The sequence below is a fragment of the Pseudoxanthomonas sp. Root65 genome, assembly GCF_001427635.1.
Lineage (GTDB): Bacteria > Pseudomonadota > Gammaproteobacteria > Xanthomonadales > Xanthomonadaceae > Pseudoxanthomonas_A.
Genome location: NZ_LMHA01000001.1, coordinates 1,101,834 through 1,119,506, shown reverse-complemented (window position 1 = coordinate 1,119,506; position 17,673 = coordinate 1,101,834). Strand labels below are relative to the sequence as shown.

Here is a 17,673-nt window from a genome sequence, read left to right as displayed (position 1 = left end):
TCGCGACTCACGTCGCTCCCACAGGGGAGATCAGTCGCCCGTCGTACTCTTTGTCGGTTCCGGTGCTGCCAACCGCTCCACCACCACCGGCTCCAGCGATGTCAGTCCCGCCGCGCGACCGAGCGTCAGCGCGTCTTCCTGGGACGCGCCGTCCAGTGCCGCCCCCAACGCGAGCAGCGCGCCCACGCGATTGCCCGAAGCGCAATGCAGCAGCACATCGCCTTCCTGCGCCTTCAGCAGATCCTGCAGCGCCCTGGCGTTGGCCGGGGTGATGTCGTCCTTGCCGGTGATCGGCAGCGCCACGTAGGCCATGCCGAGACGGCGTGCTTCGGCGGCTGCATCGTAGCCCCGGTCTTCCTGCGCGCCGCGCAGGTCGATCACGGTGCGCACGCCTTGCGATTCCAGTCGCGCGAGGTCTTCCTGCGACGGCTGGCCACCGGTATGCAGGCGGGCCTTGGGTTGGGTGAAGTCGGTGGCGTGCGCGGTGAGCGAGAAGCAGCTGGCCAGCAATGTGGAAAGCAGAAGCGCGAAACGTGTCATCACGGACTCCTCAGTGGCGGCCGATGCGGGCCTGCAGCAGGGAGCGCAGTTCGTACTTGTCTGTTTCATCCAGGCCCATGCTGCGCTGCTTGGCCTGCAATTCGTCGAGACGTTGTTGCAGCATCTGTTTCTCCAGCTGCACGGCGGCGTCTAGCACCTCCATGCGCCAGCTGTCCTCATCGCCCGGGAGTGCCTGCATCGCCAGCTTCTGCAGCGCGCTGGCTTCCTCGCGCTCGGCGAAGTGCTCCAGCAGCACGCCGGTGGTGATGTCGGGGCGCGCATGCACCAGCGTGATCAGTTCCAGCAGCAGGTCCATGCCGGCCAATCGCAGTGCGGAAAAGCCGTGCGTGGATTCGATGGACAAGGCCAATGCCGGTTTGTGCAGCAGCCGCACGATGAGGCTGCGGACGAGGCTGGGCTTCTGCCCTGCCTGCGACGGCGCCGCACGCCGCGCCGGTGTTGGCGCGGCCGACGGTGCGTTGGCGTTGCTTGCGCCAACGCCGGTGATCTCGGTCAGGCGCTGGCGCATCAGGTCGCCGAACGCCCCATCCGGGATCTGAGCGAGCAGCGGCCGCGCGCGCTCGGCCAGTCGCGCCTTGCCATCGAGCGTGGACAGTTTGATGTCCTTGGCCAGTTCGTCGAAGAAGAACTGCGACAGCGGCGTCGCCTGCTGCAGGCGCGCGTCGAACCCTTCCGCGCCTTCCTGCCGCACGATGGTGTCCGGGTCTTCGCCGTCCGGGAGGAACAGGAAGAACGCCTGGCGTCCGTCCTTCATGCGCGGCAGCACCGACTCCAGCGCCCGCCACGCCGCGCGCTGGCCCGCGGCATCGCCGTCGAAGCAGAAGTACACATCGGGCGCATTGCGGAACAGCAGTTCGGCGTGTTCCGGCGTGGTCGCCGTGCCCAGCGTGGCGACCGCCTCCTTCACGCCGAACTGGAACAGCGACACCACGTCCATGTAGCCCTCCACCACCACCAGCCGCGCGATCTTCTGGTTGGCCTGCTTCACCTGCCACAGGCCGTACAGCTCGCGGCCCTTGTGGAACAGCGCGGTCTCCGGCGAGTTGAGGTACTTCGGGCCATCGTCCTTCTGCAGCACACGGCCGCCGAAGGCGATCACCCGGCCGCGGCGGTCGTGGATCGGGAACATCACCCGGTCGCGGAACTTGTCGTACACGTGGCCGCGATCGTTCTTCGAGAACAGGCCGGCGCGATCGAGCAACTTCATCCGGCGCTCGTCGGTGCCCAGTGCATCCTTCAGCGCGGAATAGCCATCCGGCGCGTAGCCGATCATGAACTGCGTGCGGATCGCTGCGTCCACGCCGCGTCCATCGAGATAGAGCTTCGCCTTGTCGCTGCCATCCAGGTTGCGCTGGAAGAAGCGGGCCGCCGCTTCCAGTGCGTTGAACAGGTCGCGGGTGTCGTTGTTCTCGTTGCGCTGCTGCGTCTCGCGCGGCACTTCCATGCCGGTGCGCCGCGCCAGCTCTTCCACCGCATCGAGGAACTCGAGGCGGTCGTAGTTCATCAGGAACGACAGCGCCGTGCCGTGCGCACCGCAACCGAAGCAGTGGTAGAACTGTTTGGTCGGCGACACCGTGAACGACGGCGAGCGCTCGTCGTGGAACGGACAGCAGGCCGAATACTCCTTGCCCTGCCGCTTCAGCGGCACGCGCCCGCCCACCACCTCGACGATGTCCGTCCGGGCGAGCAGTTCGTCGATGAAGGCGTCGGGGATGCGGGCCATGGGACGCATAGGATGCCATGCGGACGCCATGCGCGCCCTTGGTGCCAAGCTTTGACTGCAGGAGTGGTTCGCTGCGATGACAGCCCGGTCCCGTGCTGTCGGTTGCTGCAGTCCCACCGACGGGGTGCCCGAGTACTGCGACCGCAACAGTGGATTACAGGCAGGCGTATCCGCTTTCGAAGTTGATGGACGCGCGGCGCTGGATCAGGAGCGGCGCTCCCAGGATGGCGTCCACATTGGTGCGTTCCCCCTGGACAACGCTGGCCTGTATGGACCGGGCCGAGAACGAGCCGCTCGCGAGCGAAACCGAAGCACTGCTGACCTCGACGCGTGCGGGCATGCCACCGACCGTTGCGCTGACAGCACGACGCGGATTGCCAGCGAACTGACGCGCCGCATGGCCCACGACTGTCAGCGTTGGACCGGCGCCCGTATCCAAGGCGAGTCGTGCGCTCTGTCCGTTGATGGTTGCTGGTATCGTGAATTTCCCGTGGAACTGGTTGCCCGGCAGGAACCGGAGGGGTACGTCGGCAGTGCAGCGGAGCGGTGCATGTCCCGGCTGCTTCAGCTCAAGGAATCCGTCACCAAAGGTCACTTCACCGAACAAGGACAGCAACTCGTTGCCGATCACCACGCGTGCGAGCGGACGATCCGTGACGAGCACAAGCACATCCTTGCCGATCAGGTTGCCGATCGTGAAATCGGCCAATGCGTAGCCATCCCAGCCCTTCGTCTCGTTGCTGCGATCAATCGAGGGTAGGGCGTGCTGAAGGACGGTGAGGCCCGTGGCGATCTGCTTCATGGAAAGGTCCGACACCATCGTACGAGGCACAATCAGCGTAGCGCTGGCGCCAGTATCGACGAGGGCGCGCACCTGTTTTCCGCCGATCGTGACCATGACCTGCGGCGTGGCGTCATGCAGTTCGGCGGGCAGCAGATCCAATCGGGCAGCAGGTGACGCGAACCGGAATCGGGACGTCGGCGCGCTGGCTTTGATGGACGCGAAATCGATCTCGTCGAACCCCTTGCCCAACGATCCCTTGCCGGTACCGTTGGTCAGCAGGTGAACGCCGGACGTGCGGAGCCAATGCCAGGCGTTCGCCCATGACGGCGCGTCGCCCTTGGCGGCGTTGAGTCCCGCGAGTTGGAGTGCGCATGCAATGGCGTCGTTCGCATCACGGGCCGTTTCGCCGGATGCGCGGCACGCGACCAACGCGTCCTCCATTGCCGCGCGGTCCGGTCGCGAGGACGCTTCGACGAACTTCACGACCTCGGTGCCAACGCGCCCCTGCTGCCGCATTTCCGCGACGGCACGGTCATTGCCGGTGTTCAGCGGCCCTGTGACGTCACGGGCGCCTTCGTGCGGAGCCTGCGCGAGGGAGGGTAGAGACGTGAACAGCCATGCGGCTACGAGCACCTGCTTGATCATGGTCCCGACCTCCCTGTGATTGCCGCGTCCCAAAGCACGATGATGGGTCGGCCCCGTCCCGCTATCGGCCACCGACCGCATACGCATTGCCCGTACAAGAGCGTGCCCCGACGTGTTGTGCCGCGCAAGGGGCTGGTCGATGATGAGGCACGTGCGAGGCCAGAATCCCGAAAACGACGTGAGGAACGATGCCAAGCTGCTGGCGCAGCTGCGCGATGCCGTGGGCCGCGCGCATGTGCTGACCGGCGACCGCGCCACGCGCCGCTATCGCAAGGGCTACCGGTTCGGCGACGGGCCGGTGCTCGCGGTCGCATGCCCGGGCACGTTGCTGGAGTTGTGGCGGGTACTGCAGGCCACGGTGGCGGCGGGGCGGATCGTGCTGATGCAGGCGGCCAACACCGGCCTGACCGGCGGTTCCACACCGGATGGCGACGGCTACGACCGCGGCATCGTGCTGGTCAGCACGCGGCGGTTGACCGGCGTGCACGTGCTCGATGGCGGGCGCCAGGTCGTCTGCCTGCCGGGGGCGACATTGGACGTTCTGGAACAGCGATTGGCGTCGCTGGGCCGCGAGCCGCATTCGGTCATCGGATCATCGTGTATCGGCGCGTCCGTGCTGGGGGGCGTCTGCAACAACTCCGGCGGTGCGCTGGTGCGGCGCGGGCCTGCGTATACCGAGCTGTCGCTGTACGCGCAGCTGGACGAAGACGGGGTGCTGCGGCTGGTGAACCATCTCGACATCGCGCTGGGTGATACCCCGGACGAGATCCTGTCGCGGCTGCAGGCCGGCGACTACGGCGCGGACGCCATCGGCCACGATCCGGCGCAGGCGGCGTCGGATCCGCACTACGCCGAACACGTGCGTCATGTCGATGCGCCCACGCCGGCCCGCTACAACGCCGATCCCTCGCGCCTGCACGAAGCCTCGGGCTGCGCGGGCCGGTTGGCGGTGTTCGCGGTGCGGCTGGATACGTTCGAGAAGGAGGCGGCGTCGGTCTTCTACATCGGCAGCAACGATCCGGACGATCTCACCGCCGTGCGCCGCCACCTGCTGACCGCGTTCGAGCGGCTGCCGATCGCGGGCGAGTACCTGCATCGCGACGCCTTCGACATCGGCGACCGCTACGGCAAGGACACCTTCCTGCTGATCGACCGTTTCGGCACCGGCAGGGTGCCCGCGGTGTTCGCGTTGAAGAGCCGCCTGGACGGCTGGTGCGAACGGTTCGGCCTGCCCGGACTGGCCGACCGCATGCTGCAGTCGCTGACCGCGATGCTGCCGGACCACCTGCCGCCGCGGCTACGCGCGTATCGCGACCGTTACGAGCACCATCTGCTGTTGAAGATGTCGGCCGTCGATGCGGAGGCCACGCGCGCGTTCCTCGACACCTTCTTCGGCGGCCGCGAGGGCGACTTCTTCGCCTGCGATGACGACGAAGGCCGCAAGGCCTTCCTGCTGCGATTCGCCGTGGCCGGGGCGGCGGTCCGCTACCGCGCCGTGCACGCGGACGAGGTGGAAGACATCGTCGCGCTGGATGTGGCGCTGCGGCGCGATGATCGCGCCTGGGTGGAACAACTGCCGGCCGACGTCGCCACCACGATGGTCGCGCGGCTCTACTACGGCCACTTCTTCTGCCATGTCTTCCATCAGGACTACATCGTGAAAAAGGGCGCCGATCCGCTGGCGGTGGAGCATCGCCTGTGTGACCTGCTCGATGCCCGTGGCGCCGAGTATCCGGCCGAGCACAACGTCGGCCATCTCTATCGCGCCAAACCGGCGCTGGCCGCGTTCTATCGTGCGCTGGACCCGACCAATACGTTCAATCCGGGGATTGGCCAGACCAGCAAGCGGGCGGCTTGGGAAGGGCAGGAGTGAGTGGAGAGGAGTGAGGAGTGAGAAAAGGCGGCTTTTGCTCACTCCTCACTCCTCACTTCTCTCCCCTCGCTTCTCGACCCCCGCGCTCGTCGATCACTGCGGTGATCAGTGCGCCGACGAAGAACACCACGCTGGCGTAATAGATCCACACCAGCAGCAGGACCAGCGCGCCCATCGAGCCATACGCGCTGCCGGGTGCGGCTTCCGACAGGTAAAGGCCGATCAGGTAGCGGCCGGCGGCGAACAGCAGTGCGGTGATGGCGCCGCCCAGGAATGCCTGCTTCCACGCCACCCGCCGGTCCGGCAGGTAGTGGTAGAAGAACGCGAACGCCAGTGCGTACAGCAGCAGCGTGGTGGCATAGCCCAGCACCGGCAGCAGCGAGGGCAGGCGCGCGAACACCACCTGCAACGCGGTCGTGGCGACCATCGAGACCACCAGCAGGAAGCCGATGGCCAGCACCACGCCGAGCGAGAACACGCGCTTCTTCAGCCATGCGGCCAAGCCGTTGAGCCGCTGCGCATCGGTGCGGAAGATCAGGTTGAGCGCGCCCTGCAACTGGGCGAACACGACGGTGGCGCCGATGAACAGCAGCGCGGTGCTCCACCATCCGGCCAGCGATCCCACATCCGGCCGATCGCTGGCGTTGCGGATCACCGTTTCAGCCACGGTGCCGGCACTGGGGCCGGCGAGTTGCTGGATCTGGTCCAGCAAAGACTGCTGCGCCGGCGGATACAGCGAGGCGGTCAGCCACAGCAGCAGGATCAGCAGGGGTGCCAGCGACAGCAGCGCATAGAACGACAGCGACGCGGCCTGGGTCATCAGGTCGGTTTCGACGAAGCGTCGTACCAGGGCAGCGGGCAGGCTGCGGTTGACGCGGTCGCCCGCGATGCGTGCGCGGGCGCGCAGGAGGCGGAAGCGGCTTCGATGTTGCATGCGTCGAGCCTGCCGCGTGCGGCGTCAGCGGTTCGTTATGGCAATGTGGTCGTGATGTTCACGCGTCGCCGCGGGCCAGCGCCTGCAACGCATCGCCGGTGACGCGCTGCACGGTCCATTCGTCCAGGCCGACGGCGCCGAGACGGCGATAGAAGCGGATCGCGGGTTCGTTCCAGTCCAGTACCGACCACTCGAAGCGGCCATAGCCGCGCGACACCGCCAGCTGCGCGAGATGCACCATCAGCCGCTTGCCGAGACCGAGGCCGCGATGGTGCGGCAGCACGAACAGGTCTTCGAGATACAGGCCCGGCTGGCCGAGGAAGGTCGAGAACGAAGTGAAGAACAGGGCGAAGCCGGCGGGCTGGCCATCGACGTCGGCAATGACGACCTCGGCGGCGGGGCGCGGGCCGAACAGGTGCTGCTCCAGCAGGGCGGGCGTGGCGACGGCCTCGTGGGCGAGCTTCTCGTACTCGGCCAGCCCGGCGATGAAAGCCAGGATCTGCGGGATATCGGCGCGGGTGGCCGGGCGCAGGCTGATGGCGGGCGTATCCATGACGCAAGGATGCCATGGATGACGCGCGGCGCCGGAGACGTCCGGCACCGCGCCGCGCGGGCTCAGCCCGCGAGCTTCTTCTTGATCAGCGCGGACACCTGGCCCATGTCGGCCTGGCCGGCGAGACGTGGCTTCAGCACGCCCATCAACTTGCCCATGTCGGCCGGACCGGTGGCGCCGGTTTCGGCAATCGCTGCGTCGATGGCGGCCAGGATCTCGGCTTCGCCCAGCTTGGCCGGCAGATAGGTGTCGATCACCGCCAGCTCGGCGCGCTCGATGGCGGCCAGGTCCTCGCGGTTGGCAGCCTCGAACTGCGTCACCGAGTCCTTGCGCTGCTTGACCATCTTTTCCAGCACGCCCAGCACGGCCGCGTCGTCCAGCTCGATGCGCTCGTCGACTTCGCGCTGCTTGATGGCGGCGTTGATCAGGCGGATGACCGCCAGGCGGTCCTTCTCGCCGGCCTTCATGGCGGCCTTCATGTCATCGGTGAGCTGCTGTTTCAGGGACATGGCGGTTCTCGGGACAGGTGATTCGGGATTCGGGATTCGGTCGCAGGAGGGCGGGCGCGGTCGCGAATCCCGAATCCCGCGCCAAAACAAAAAGCCGGCGACGCTCGCGCGTGCCGGCTTCTTGCGAAGCGACGCGGCTCAGTACAGGCGCTGGCGCTTGGTGACGTCGCGCGAGCTGCGGCGCAGCTGGCGCTTCACCGCAGCGGCGGCCTTGCGCTTGCGCTCCTGGGTCGGCTTCTCGTAGAACTCGCGCTTGCGGGTTTCGGCCAGGACGCCGGCCTTTTCGCAGGTGCGCTTGAAGCGACGCAGCGCAAACTCAAACGGCTCGTTTTCGCGGACTTTGACGCTGGGCATACGTAATCTCGGTGAAGTAAACGGCCCGGGCAGACCGGGTGAGCCCCGTATTATAGCGGCAGTCTCCGGCGCTGCAACCCACCCCCGGCGGGTCCCCGGCTTGTCCCCGCCCTCCAGGAACCCCAGATCCCCGTCATGAAAGTCCTCGGCATCGAAACCAGCTGCGACGAAACCGGCGTGGCCGTCTACGACACCGGTATCGCGGGTGCGGCCGGACTGCGCGCCCATGCGGTCTACAGCCAGATCGCCCTGCACGCCGAGTACGGCGGCGTGGTGCCCGAACTGGCCAGCCGCGACCATGTCCGCAAGCTGCTGCCGCTGATCCGCCAGACCTTGGCCGAGGCGGCGCTGACCACCGATGACTTGGATGGCGTGGCCTACACGGCCGGCCCCGGCCTGGTGGGGGCGCTGCTGGTCGGTGCCGGCGTGGCTCGCTCGCTGGCCTGGGCGCTGGACGTGCCCGCCGTGGCCGTCCACCACATGGAAGGCCACCTGCTGGCGCCGCTGATGGAGGACGATCCGCCCGAGGCGCCCTTCGTCGCCCTGCTGGTCTCCGGTGGCCACACCCAACTGGTCGCCGTGGAGGCGATCGGCCGCTACCGCCTGCTCGGCGAGACCCTGGACGATGCCGCCGGCGAGGCCTTCGACAAGACCGCCAAGATGATGGGGCTGCCGTATCCCGGCGGTCCCCAACTGGCCGCGCTCGCGGAACAGGGCACGCCCGGCCGGTTCCGGTTCGCCCGGCCGATGACCGATCGCCCGGGGCTCGATTTCAGTTTCTCCGGCCTGAAGACGCAGGTGCTGCTGGCCTGGCGCGACAGCGACCAGTCCGGACAGACCCGCGCCGACATCGCACGCGGATTCGAGGATGCGGTGGTCGACACGCTGGCCCTCAAGTGCGAACGCGCGCTGGACGCTGCCGGCAGCGACGTCATCGTCATCGCCGGGGGTGTGGGCGCCAACAAGCGGCTGCGCGCCAAGCTGCAGGCGATGGCGGCGAAGCGGGGTGGCCGCGCGTGCTTCCCGCGTCCGTCGCTGTGTACCGACAACGGCGCCATGATCGCCTTCGCCGGCGCGCTGCGCCTGCAGGCCGGCCAGCACGAAACGGCCGAAGTGAAGGTCACGCCGCGCTGGGACATGGCCACCCTGCCGGCCGTCGCAACGGTCGACTGACAGCCGCGGCGGGCAAATTCCGTTCAGGTTCAAGGCGGTGTGGCTAGGCTCTCCGCTCCGCCAACCGACGCGCCCTTCTGTGCAATACAGAGGCTAGGGCGCGCATGAACCACCTCAAGGGGTAACGGAATGACCGAACACCTGGACGCGCTGCGCGCGAGCCTCGCGCCGTATCCGTGGGCCTATACCGTCGTCGTCGCCGGCACGTTGGTCCTGCTGGCGTGGCTGGCGAACTGGATCACCCAGCGCGTGCTGCTGCGTGGCCTGCGCCGGCTGCTGGCGACCCTGCCGCTCGGCCAGGGCGACCAGCAGGTGCGCCTGCGGGTGATCCCGCGGCTGGCCAACGTGGTGCCCGCGGTGGTGCTGGCCGCCGGCGTCGCCCTGGTGCCGGACTTGCCGGCGCTGCTGGTGACGGTGGTCCGCAACGTCTGCTTCGCCTTCATCATCCTCACGGTGGCGCTGGCCATCGCCGCGGCGCTCGACCTGGCCAACGAGGTCTACCAGCGTCGTCCCGATGCGGCCGACAAGCCGATCAAGGGCTACCTGCAGTTGCTGAAGATCATCGTGTTCGTCGTCGCGGCGGTGCTGATGGTCGCCGCGCTGATCGACCGGTCGCCGGTGATCCTGCTGTCCGGCGTGGGCGCGATGATGGCGGTGCTGATCCTGGTGTTCCAGGACACGCTGCTGTCGCTGGTGGCCAGCGTGACCATCAGCTCCAACGACATGGTGCGGGTGGGCGACTGGATCGAGATGCCCAGCCAGAACGCCGACGGCGATGTCATCGATATCGCGCTGCACACGGTGAAGGTGCAGAACTGGGAAAAGACCATTACCACCATTCCCACCAAGAAGCTGATCAGCGATTCGTTCAAGAACTGGCGCGGCATGAGCGAGTCCGGCGGCCGGCGCATCAAGCGCGCGCTGCACCTGGACCAGAACAGCGTGCGCTTCCTGGGCGGCGACGAGCAGGCGCGGCTGCGCCGGTTCCGCCTGCTCGGCGACTACCTGCAGCGCAAGGACGGCGAGCTGGATGTCTGGAACGCCCGCCTGGCCGACCATGGCCGCGAGCCGGTCAACCAGCGCCGCACCACCAACCTCGGGACTTTCCGTGCCTACGTCGAGGCCTACCTGCGCGCGCACGCCGACATCCACGACGGCATGACGCTGCTGGTGCGCCAGCTGTCCCCGGGACCGACCGGGCTGCCGCTGGAGATCTACTGCTTCACCCGCACCGTGGAATGGGGGCCGTACGAAGCCATCCAGTCCGACATCTTCGACCACCTGCTGGCGATCCTGCCGGAGTTCGGGCTGCAGGTGTTCCAGCAGCCGGGCGGTGCCGACGTGCGCCCGTTGCAGGGACAGGCGGCGACCAGGGTCGCGGCCGCCGCGGGCTGAGTCTGTACATCGATTGCGCGTACCATTCCCGCACCCGGATTCAGAGCTCCCCATGGATATCGTTTTTATCGAAGACCTGCGCATCGAGACCGTCATCGGCATCTACGACTGGGAGCGCGGGATCCGCCAGACCGTGGCGCTGGACGTGGAAATGGCGTTCGACAACCGCGTACCGGCGGCGAGCGACGACATCGCGCTGACGCTCGACTACAAGGCGGTATCGAAGCGGCTGATCTCGTTCGTCGAAGCGTCGAACTTCGGCCTGGTCGAGACGCTGGCCGAACAGTGCGCGGCGATCATCCGCGAGGAATTCGGCGTGGCCTGGGTGCGGCTGAAGCTGAGCAAGCCGGGCGCGGTGACCGGCGCGCGCAATGTCGGCGTGCTGATCGAACGCGGCGTGCGCCCGGCCTGACGCCATGGGAACCGCCTATCTCAGCCTGGGCAGCAACGTCGAGCCCGAACGGCACCTGCGCGCCGCGGTGGCGGCACTGCGCGAACGCTTCGGCGACGTGCGCCTGTCGCCGGTCTACCGCACGCGCTCGGTCGGCTTCGACGGCACCGATTTCCTCAATGCGGCCGCGGTGATCGACAGCGACCTGGACCCGTTCGCGTTGAACGACTGGCTGCATGCGCTGGAAGATGCGCATGGCCGTGATCGTAGTGGGCCGCGCTTCTCGGACCGCACGCTCGATATCGACATCGTGCTGTACGACGACCGGGTGATGGAGGGCCCCGGCAATCTGCGCCTGCCGCGCGACGAACTCAAGCACGCCTTCGTGCTGCTCCCGCTGGCCGAGATCGCGCCGGACACGATCGAGCCGCGCAGCGGACGCACGCTGGCGGCGCTGTGGCGCGAGCACCCGGACCACGCCACCCCACCCCAGGCGGTACCGTTCCCGTAGCGTGCGCTGCGCGCACGACCTCCGGGACCTCCATCATCGTGCCGCACCACCGTATGACCGGGCGGTGCTGCGGTCGTGCGCCTGGCGCACGCTACGCCATGCGCGCGCTAAGCGATGTGCCGGCCGCCGTCCACGTGGAGCATCTGGCCGGTGACATAGCCGGCGGTGTCGCCGAGCAGCCACGCCACGGTACCGGCGATGTCGGCGGGTTCGCCGACGCGGCCCAGCGGGGTCTGCGCCAGCAGGCGCGATTGCACCTCGGGATCGATCCCGCCATCCGGCCACAGGATGGCGCCGGGCGACACCGCGTTCACCCGCACGTCCGGTGCCAGCGACACCGCCAGTCCGCGCGAGACCGCGAGCAGCGCGTCCTTGGACGCGGCGTAGACCGCCAGGTCCGCGCGCGGCTTCTCGGCATAGATGTCGGCAATGTTGACGATGGCGCCGCGGGCGGCGCGCAGGTGCGGTGCGGCTGCCTGCGCCAGGAAGAAGGGCGCGCGCGCATTGACCGCGAACAGTTCTTCCCACTGCGCCGGCGTGGTGGTGCCGGCAGGCGTGGGATAGAACGCGGAGGCATTGTTGACCAGCGCATCCAGGCGGCCGAAATGCCCGACGGTCTTCGCCACCAGTTCCGGCAGCCGGTCGAACACCGCCAGGTCGGCCTGCAGCATCAGCGTACTGTCGGGACGCAGCGCGTCCAGTTCGTCGGCCAGCGCATGCATGTCGGCGGACGAACCACGGTAGTGCAGCGCGAGGTCGTAGCCGTCGGCATGCAGGCGACGTGCGATCGCCGCGCCGATGCGGCGTGCGGCGCCGGTGATCAGAACGACACGACGCGGCGTAGACATGGTGGGCTCCGGGAGACGAGCGCGCATTGTCCATTGCTTTGCACCGAAATGGCGCACGCGACGGGGAAAAATGTGAGGCGAACGTCGTGTCGCGCCGACGCTTGACGGCGTGCGCGTCGACCATGCATGTTGCAACGCATTACCCCGCGCCGGATGTGCCGGCCGGGGACAGCAGGATGGCGAATGGACTGGGCGAAGTACCGCACCACGACCTTTGACGAACTGATCCAGGCCGATGGCCGGCCGCGTCCGGCCGCACGCCGGCTGGTCGAATACCTGGCCGGACTGTCCGGTCGCGAACTCGCCGAACGCCAGCTCGCCGCCGACGTGGTGGCGCGCGTGCAGGGCATCACCTTCACGGTGTATTCCGACGGCCGCAACGTAGACCGCACGCTGCCGTTCGACCTGATCCCGCGCATCATCCCGCTCAGCGAATGGCAGCGCACCGAAGCCGGCCTGAAGCAGCGCATGCGTGCGCTCAACCTGTTCATCGGCGACATCTACGGCAAGCAGCAGATCGTCAAGGACAAGGTGTTCCCGGCGATGCTGCTGAAGGATTCGGTGAACTTCCGCGCGCAGTGCGTCGGAATCACCCCGCCGCTGGGCGTGTGGGCGCACATCTGCGGCTCGGACCTGGTGCGCGACGGCGACGGCACGCTGTACGCGCTGGAGGACAACCTGCGCATCCCCTCCGGCGTCAGCTACATGCTGGAAAACCGCATGGTGGCCAAGCGCGTGTTCCCGGAGCTGTTCGAGACCAGCTCGATCCTGCCGGTGGACGAATACCCCAGCCAGCTCTACGACACGCTCGCCGCGCTGTCGCCGCGCCCGGGCGACACACCGGTGATCGCGCTGCTGACGCCGGGCGTGTTCAACAGTGCCTACTTCGAGCATGCCTACCTCGCGCAGTCGATGGGCATCGAACTGGTCGAAGGCAGCGATCTGTTCGTCGCCGACGACGACTGCACCTACATGCGTACGGTCTACGGGCCCAAGCGCGTGGATGTGATCTACCGCCGCGTCGACGACCTCTTCATCGATCCCGAGGTGTTCCTGCCGGAGTCGGTGCTCGGCGCGCCCGGACTGATCCGCAGCTGGCGCGCCGGCAAGGTGGCGCTGGCCAATGCCCCCGGCGCGGGCGTGGCCGACGACAAGGTGGTGTTCGCCTACGTGCCGAAGATGATCAAGTACTACCTGGATGAGGATCCGATCCTGCCCAACGTGCCGAGCTACCTGTGCCACAACGCGAAGGAGCGCCGGTACGTGCTGGACAACATCGAGAAGCTGGTAGTCAAGCCGGCCAACGAGTCCGGCGGCTACGGCATGCTGATCGGGCCGCGTTCGACCAAGCGCCAGCGCGAGAAATTCAAGGCGCTGATCGAAGCGAACCCGCGCAACTACATGGCGCAGCCCACGCTGGCGCTGTCCACCGCGCCCATCGTCACCAAGCAGGGGCCGTCGCCGCGCCACATCGACCTGCGCCCGTTCGTGCTGTCGCGGCAGGACACCTACGTCACCACGGGCGGGCTAACCCGCGTGGCGATGGTGAAGGGGTCGCTGGTGGTGAACTCGTCGCAGGGGGGCGGCGCCAAGGACACCTGGGTCGTGGACCTGTCCGACCATGAAGGGGAGGACGCCTGATGCTGTCGCGTGTCGCCGACAACCTGTACTGGTTCAGCCGCTACGTGCGCCGCGCGGAGAACACCGCGCGCCTGGTCGGCGTGGGCAGCCAGCTGCAGCTCGACATGCCGCGCTCGGTGCGCTTCGCATGGCGGCCGATGATCGACACGGTCGGCGCGGGCGAATGCTTCGAGCAGTGCCATCCGGACACCGGCGATACGGTCGGTGACGTCGAGATGATCCGCTTCCTGCTGCTGGACGAACGCAATCCCTCGTCGCTGCGGACCTCGGTCGATTCGGCGCGCGAGATCCTGCGCGGCATCCGCGACACCCTGCCGCAGGACGTGTGGGAAGCGATCAACGACCTGCACCTCTACATCGGCGCGCACGGCGAGCGCAGCCTCAGCCGTCGTTACCGCATCGAGTTCCTCAACCGCATCATCGACGGTTGTCTCAAGGTGTCCGGGCTGCTCAGCGCCAACGTCAGTCGCGACATCGGCTACCAGTTCCTGCGGCTGGGCACGGCGCTGGAACAGGCGGACATGACCACGCGCATCATGGATGCGGGCGCCTCCGGCCTGGTCACGCCGCGCAACGAGGACGACCGCGAAGCCTTCCAGAACATGCAGTGGATGAGCGTGCTGCGCTCCGTCGCCGGCTACCAGATGTTCCGCCGCCACGTGCGCCAGCGCGTCACTGGGGAACTGGCGCTGCGTTTCCTGCTGCAGAACAACGAGTTCCCGCGCAGCGTGCACTTCTGCCTGACCCGCGCGCAGAGCGTGCTGCCGACGATGCCGCCGCGCCCGGGCGTGGACCGGCATCTCAACCGCGTGATCGGCATGACCCGCAACGCCGACCCCGCGGTGCTGGCGGCGCGCAACCCCGCGCAGTTCATGGACGAGATCCAGACGCACCTGGGTTCGTTGCATACGGCGATCGCGGAAGGCTACTTCCACGGCTGAGCGGGCTCAGTTCCTACGTTCGCGCCAGGCGGCGGCGGAGACGGCGGCAAGCTTGCTGGCGATCAGGATGCCGGCCGCAGCCGCCAGGATGCGCCAGGCCGGGGCTACCCACAGGGCCACACAGAGGGCGGTGACGCCGCTGCCGAGGCAGAACACCAACAGTGCCACGGCCCATGCTTTCATCGGGCGGGCGACGTCATCGCCGGCTACTGCTGCTGTCCCTGGGCATCGCCCGGGTCCTGCCGCGAGGGCACACGCCGGGGTGGCATCGCGGGCAGGCCTGCAGGCGGTGCTTCGCGTTCCTGCGGCGGCTCCCACGGGAAACGCGGCAGGCTGTGCACGGCGGCTTCCAGCTTGCGCGACCAGGTGTCGTGGATCTCGGCGTACAGCGGCGTGTCCGCCTCCATCCGCATCTTCTGGCTGATCTTCAGGTCGCCGTTGCGCAGCAGCGCCATGTCCACCGGCATGCCGACGGACAGGTTGGAGCGGATGGTGGAATCGAGCGACACCAGCGCGCAGCGTGCCGCGTCTTCCAGCGAGGTCTCCGGGCGGATGATGCGGTCGAGGATCGGCTTGCCGTATTTGGACTCGCCGATCTGCAGGTAAGGCGTCTCCGGCGAGGTGGCGATGCAGTTGCCGAGCGGATAGACCATGTACAGGCCGGGACGCTCGCCGGCGATCTGCCCGCCCAGGATCAGCGTGGACTGCACATTGACGCCGCTCTGCTGCGCGTCGTCGACCACGCGCGCCTGGCTGGCGACGAGCATCTCGCCGACATATTCGGCCACTTCGTACAGGTGCGAGAACGTACGCAGGCTGCGCGACGCATTCGGATCGTCCACGTCGCGCTGCAGCTTGGACAGGGTGAGCTGGGTGGTGGCCAGGTTGCCGGCCGACATGATGACGAACACGCGTTCGCCCGGCCACTCGAACACGTGCATCTTGCGGTACACGCGCACATCGTCGAACGAGGCGCTGGTGCGGGTATCCGCGGCGAAGACCAGGCCTTCGTTGACTTCGATGCCGACACAATAGGTCATGGCGTGTCCGTTGTTGCTGTGCATCACGATTCTATGCGTGGCCCCGGGGGTTGGCTAGGGCCGGCGTCGCAGTGTGAAACGACACGTACAATGACGCGCTATCCCGCTTCTGGTGCGCCATGCAGGCCGAACTCCCCCTTCCCGACGCCGCCGCGCTCGCTCACAGCGACGATCTCGCTGCCGCGATCCGCGCGGAGATCGCCGCCGAAGGCGGCAGCCTGCCGTTCTCGCGGTTCATGGAGCGCAGCCTGTATGCGCCCGGATTGGGCTACTACAGCGCCGGCAGCACCAAGTTCGGCGAGGCGGGCGATTTCACCACCGCGCCGGAGTTGGGGCCGTTGTTCGCCAGTTGCGTGGCGCAGGCGGTGGCACCGGTGCTGCAGCAACTTGGTCCCGATGCCGAATTCCTGGAAATCGGCGGCGGCAGCGGCGCGTTCGCCGAGATCATGCTCAAGCGCCTGCTGGAGCTGGACGCGTTACCGGCGCGCTACGCGATCCTGGAACCCAGCGCCGACCTGCGCGAACGCCAGCGCGAACGGCTCGGGCAACGGCTGATTCCGCCGGTCTTCGACCTGGTGGAATGGCTGGACTGTCCACCGACCGACGTATGGAACGGTGTGCTGTTCGCCAATGAAGTGGTGGATGCGCTGCCGACACCGCGCTTCACGCTGCGCGACGGCGAGGTGTTCGAGGAAGGCGTGGCGCTGGATGCCGAAGGTCGCTTCGTCCGCAACGACCGGCCGGCCGACGCACTGCTCGCGGCCGCCGTGCGCCATGTCGAGCGCTATCTCGGCCAGCCGTTTCCCGACGGTTATCGGTCGGAACTGCTGCCGCAACTGCCGTACTGGATCCAAGCGGTGATGGGCGGGCTGGATCGCGGCGCGATGCTGTTCGCCGATTACGGCTACACGCGGCGCGAGTACTACCAGCCCGATCGCGACACCGGCACGCTGCGCGCGTATTACCGGCACCGCGTGCACAACGATCCCTATCTGTGGCCGGGGCTGCAGGACATCACCGCCTCGGTGGATTTCACCGCGCTGGCCGAAGCCGGTACCCAGGCGGGATTCGATCTCGCCGGCTATACCACGCAAGCCAACTTCCTGCTCGGCAACGGGTTGCAGGAGCGATTGAACGAAGCGGAGACGCGCGCGGACGAGACCACGCTGCTGCGCCTGCGCAACGAGGCCAAGCGGTTGACGCTGCCCAGTGAAATGGGCGAGCGCTTCCAGGTGATGGGCTTCTCCAGCGAGGTGGAGTTCGGCACCGCGTTCCTGTTCAACGACCTGAGCTGGCGCCTGTGAGCGGCGGCGTGTTGAAGCCGTTCCGGTGGCCGCGCCTGTGGGTGGGTCTGTGGTGCCTGGCCATCGTCGCGGTGGCCGTGCTGTCGCTGGTGAACCTGAGCGGCCTGCCGCCGGTGCCCGAGGGCGGCGACAAGGTCGAGCATTTCCTGGCGTATGCGCTGCTGTCGGCGTCCGCCATGCAGCTGTTCGCCACGCGTCGTGCATGCATCGTGGTCGCGCTGCTGCTGGTGGCGATGGGCGTGGTCTTGGAGTTCGCGCAGGGCACGTTGACCGCCACGCGCATGGCCGATGCGCACGATGCACTGGCCAACACGCTGGGCGTGCTGGCCGGGTTCGCCACGCGTTTCACGCCGGCGAGTGATCTGCTGCTGGCATTGGATGCGCGGCTCACGCCGGCACGCAACCTGTAGGAGCGCCCTGCGGGCGCGATGCCTGTCCACGAGGCAGGCCGCAAGGCGAAGCGCATCGCGCCCCTGGAGCGCTCCTGCGAGGT

At 67.7% G+C, this 17,673-nt stretch carries 19 protein-coding genes; 9 read left to right on the top strand and 10 right to left on the bottom strand.

Annotated elements, in window-relative coordinates; translation table 11 throughout:
• Window positions 1-30: 30 nt before the first annotated feature.
• From ASD77_RS04890 to ASD77_RS04880, 3 genes are all read right to left on the bottom strand, one after another.
• Window positions 31-540 (bottom strand): sulfur transferase domain-containing protein, encoded by a 510-nt coding sequence (locus ASD77_RS04890; protein WP_156383470.1) that lies wholly within the window; start codon window positions 538-540, stop codon window positions 31-33.
• 10 nt (window positions 541-550) lie between these two features.
• On the bottom strand, window positions 551-2,284 hold the full coding sequence (gene dnaG / locus ASD77_RS04885) for a DNA primase (RefSeq protein ID WP_055938130.1): 1,734 nt from the start codon (window positions 2,282-2,284) through the stop codon (window positions 551-553).
• A gap of 154 nt (window positions 2,285-2,438) precedes the next feature.
• The gene (locus ASD77_RS04880) at window positions 2,439-3,713 is read right to left on the bottom strand and encodes a pepsin/retropepsin-like aspartic protease family protein (protein WP_055938127.1); all 1,275 of its coding nucleotides are present in this window, start codon (window positions 3,711-3,713) and stop codon (window positions 2,439-2,441) included.
• Window positions 3,714-3,891: 178 nt separating this feature from the next.
• Between ASD77_RS04880 and dld the strand changes: the two genes are divergently transcribed.
• Complete coding sequence (dld, locus tag ASD77_RS04875) at window positions 3,892-5,586, top strand: D-lactate dehydrogenase (RefSeq protein WP_235578479.1); 1,695 nt, start codon at window positions 3,892-3,894, stop codon at window positions 5,584-5,586.
• A 52-nt stretch (window positions 5,587-5,638) separates the two neighbouring features.
• Here dld and ASD77_RS04870 read toward each other — a convergent pair whose 3' ends face one another.
• The 4 genes from ASD77_RS04870 to rpsU all read right to left on the bottom strand — a co-directional run bounded on the left by ASD77_RS04870 (window position 5,639) and on the right by rpsU (window position 7,936).
• On the bottom strand, window positions 5,639-6,520 hold the full coding sequence (locus ASD77_RS04870) for a YihY/virulence factor BrkB family protein (RefSeq protein WP_082563131.1): 882 nt from the start codon (window positions 6,518-6,520) through the stop codon (window positions 5,639-5,641).
• 58 nt (window positions 6,521-6,578) lie between these two features.
• On the bottom strand, window positions 6,579-7,073 hold the full coding sequence (locus ASD77_RS04865; RefSeq protein WP_055938121.1) for a GNAT family N-acetyltransferase: 495 nt from the start codon (window positions 7,071-7,073) through the stop codon (window positions 6,579-6,581).
• Window positions 7,074-7,135: 62 nt separating this feature from the next.
• Complete coding sequence (locus tag ASD77_RS04860; RefSeq protein ID WP_055938118.1) at window positions 7,136-7,582, bottom strand: GatB/YqeY domain-containing protein; 447 nt, start codon at window positions 7,580-7,582, stop codon at window positions 7,136-7,138.
• Window positions 7,583-7,720: 138 nt separating this feature from the next.
• On the bottom strand, window positions 7,721-7,936 hold the full coding sequence (rpsU, locus tag ASD77_RS04855; protein WP_002808376.1) for a 30S ribosomal protein S21: 216 nt from the start codon (window positions 7,934-7,936) through the stop codon (window positions 7,721-7,723).
• A 135-nt stretch (window positions 7,937-8,071) separates the two neighbouring features.
• Here rpsU and tsaD point away from each other — a divergent pair, with 135 nt between their 5' ends.
• From tsaD to folK, 4 genes are all read left to right on the top strand, one after another.
• Window positions 8,072-9,109, top strand: coding sequence for a tRNA (adenosine(37)-N6)-threonylcarbamoyltransferase complex transferase subunit TsaD (gene tsaD, locus ASD77_RS04850; RefSeq protein WP_055938116.1), 1,038 nt, complete (start codon window positions 8,072-8,074; stop codon window positions 9,107-9,109).
• 129 nt (window positions 9,110-9,238) lie between these two features.
• On the top strand, window positions 9,239-10,504 hold the full coding sequence (locus tag ASD77_RS04845; RefSeq protein ID WP_082563130.1) for a mechanosensitive ion channel family protein: 1,266 nt from the start codon (window positions 9,239-9,241) through the stop codon (window positions 10,502-10,504).
• A 52-nt stretch (window positions 10,505-10,556) separates the two neighbouring features.
• Window positions 10,557-10,916, top strand: a complete 360-nt coding sequence (gene folB, locus ASD77_RS04840; RefSeq protein WP_055938113.1) for a dihydroneopterin aldolase — start codon at window positions 10,557-10,559, stop codon at window positions 10,914-10,916.
• A gap of 4 nt (window positions 10,917-10,920) precedes the next feature.
• Window positions 10,921-11,406: a 2-amino-4-hydroxy-6-hydroxymethyldihydropteridine diphosphokinase gene (gene folK / locus ASD77_RS04835; RefSeq protein WP_055938110.1), complete on the top strand. Its 486-nt coding sequence runs from the start codon at window positions 10,921-10,923 to the stop codon at window positions 11,404-11,406.
• Window positions 11,407-11,513: 107 nt separating this feature from the next.
• Here the strand turns inward: folK and ASD77_RS04830 are convergent, their stop codons facing one another.
• Entirely contained in the window at window positions 11,514-12,254 is a 741-nt protein-coding gene (locus tag ASD77_RS04830) for a pteridine reductase (RefSeq protein WP_055938106.1), read from the bottom strand.
• 183 nt (window positions 12,255-12,437) lie between these two features.
• Here ASD77_RS04830 and ASD77_RS04825 point away from each other — a divergent pair, with 183 nt between their 5' ends.
• Complete coding sequence (locus ASD77_RS04825) at window positions 12,438-13,895, top strand: circularly permuted type 2 ATP-grasp protein (protein WP_055938103.1); 1,458 nt, start codon at window positions 12,438-12,440, stop codon at window positions 13,893-13,895.
• On the top strand, window positions 13,895-14,836 hold the full coding sequence (locus ASD77_RS04820) for an alpha-E domain-containing protein (protein ID WP_055938100.1): 942 nt from the start codon (window positions 13,895-13,897) through the stop codon (window positions 14,834-14,836). Before ASD77_RS04825 ends, ASD77_RS04820 begins: the two co-directional genes overlap by 1 nt.
• Window positions 14,837-14,842: 6 nt before the next feature.
• On the opposite strand, the gene ASD77_RS18025 is transcribed toward ASD77_RS04820, so the two are convergent.
• Together ASD77_RS18025 and ASD77_RS04815 are read right to left on the bottom strand one after the other, a co-directional pair.
• Window positions 14,843-15,019, bottom strand: a complete 177-nt coding sequence (locus tag ASD77_RS18025; RefSeq protein ID WP_156383469.1) for a hypothetical protein — start codon at window positions 15,017-15,019, stop codon at window positions 14,843-14,845.
• Between the two features lie 23 nt (window positions 15,020-15,042).
• Window positions 15,043-15,876: a 20S proteasome subunit A/B gene (locus ASD77_RS04815; RefSeq protein WP_055941060.1), complete on the bottom strand. Its 834-nt coding sequence runs from the start codon at window positions 15,874-15,876 to the stop codon at window positions 15,043-15,045.
• A 119-nt stretch (window positions 15,877-15,995) separates the two neighbouring features.
• Here ASD77_RS04815 and ASD77_RS04810 point away from each other — a divergent pair, with 119 nt between their 5' ends.
• Window positions 15,996-17,180 (top strand): class I SAM-dependent methyltransferase, encoded by a 1,185-nt coding sequence (locus ASD77_RS04810; RefSeq protein WP_055938094.1) that lies wholly within the window; start codon window positions 15,996-15,998, stop codon window positions 17,178-17,180.
• Window positions 17,168-17,590 carry a VanZ family protein gene (locus tag ASD77_RS04805; protein WP_055938091.1) on the top strand — a complete coding sequence of 141 codons (423 nt, stop codon included), beginning with the start codon at window positions 17,168-17,170 and terminating at the stop codon, window positions 17,588-17,590. The genes ASD77_RS04810 and ASD77_RS04805 overlap by 13 nt, the downstream gene beginning before the upstream one ends.
• The last annotated feature ends 83 nt before the right edge of the window (window positions 17,591-17,673 follow it).

Excerpts from the sequence above, each read along its gene's own strand:
- ASD77_RS04890 (WP_156383470.1), bottom strand. The coding sequence starts at position 540 with ATGACACGTTTCGCGCTTCTGCTTTCCACATTGCTGGCCAGCTGCTTC.
- folB (WP_055938113.1), top strand. The coding sequence starts at position 10,557 with ATGGATATCGTTTTTATCGAAGACCTGCGCATCGAGACCGTCATCGGC.
- ASD77_RS04810 (WP_055938094.1), top strand. The coding sequence starts at position 15,996 with ATGCAGGCCGAACTCCCCCTTCCCGACGCCGCCGCGCTCGCTCACAGC.
- ASD77_RS04845 (WP_082563130.1), top strand. The coding sequence starts at position 9,239 with ATGACCGAACACCTGGACGCGCTGCGCGCGAGCCTCGCGCCGTATCCG.
- dnaG (WP_055938130.1), bottom strand. The coding sequence starts at position 2,284 with ATGGCCCGCATCCCCGACGCCTTCATCGACGAACTGCTCGCCCGGACG.
- rpsU (WP_002808376.1), bottom strand. The coding sequence starts at position 7,936 with ATGCCCAGCGTCAAAGTCCGCGAAAACGAGCCGTTTGAGTTTGCGCTG.
- ASD77_RS04825 (WP_055938103.1), top strand. The coding sequence starts at position 12,438 with ATGGACTGGGCGAAGTACCGCACCACGACCTTTGACGAACTGATCCAG.
- ASD77_RS04830 (WP_055938106.1), bottom strand. The coding sequence starts at position 12,254 with ATGTCTACGCCGCGTCGTGTCGTTCTGATCACCGGCGCCGCACGCCGC.
- tsaD (WP_055938116.1), top strand. The coding sequence starts at position 8,072 with ATGAAAGTCCTCGGCATCGAAACCAGCTGCGACGAAACCGGCGTGGCC.
- ASD77_RS04880 (WP_055938127.1), bottom strand. The coding sequence starts at position 3,713 with ATGATCAAGCAGGTGCTCGTAGCCGCATGGCTGTTCACGTCTCTACCC.
- ASD77_RS04865 (WP_055938121.1), bottom strand. The coding sequence starts at position 7,073 with ATGGATACGCCCGCCATCAGCCTGCGCCCGGCCACCCGCGCCGATATC.
- folK (WP_055938110.1), top strand. The coding sequence starts at position 10,921 with ATGGGAACCGCCTATCTCAGCCTGGGCAGCAACGTCGAGCCCGAACGG.
- ASD77_RS18025 (WP_156383469.1), bottom strand. The coding sequence starts at position 15,019 with ATGAAAGCATGGGCCGTGGCACTGTTGGTGTTCTGCCTCGGCAGCGGC.
- ASD77_RS04870 (WP_082563131.1), bottom strand. The coding sequence starts at position 6,520 with ATGCAACATCGAAGCCGCTTCCGCCTCCTGCGCGCCCGCGCACGCATC.
- ASD77_RS04820 (WP_055938100.1), top strand. The coding sequence starts at position 13,895 with ATGCTGTCGCGTGTCGCCGACAACCTGTACTGGTTCAGCCGCTACGTG.
- ASD77_RS04815 (WP_055941060.1), bottom strand. The coding sequence starts at position 15,876 with ATGACCTATTGTGTCGGCATCGAAGTCAACGAAGGCCTGGTCTTCGCC.
- ASD77_RS04860 (WP_055938118.1), bottom strand. The coding sequence starts at position 7,582 with ATGTCCCTGAAACAGCAGCTCACCGATGACATGAAGGCCGCCATGAAG.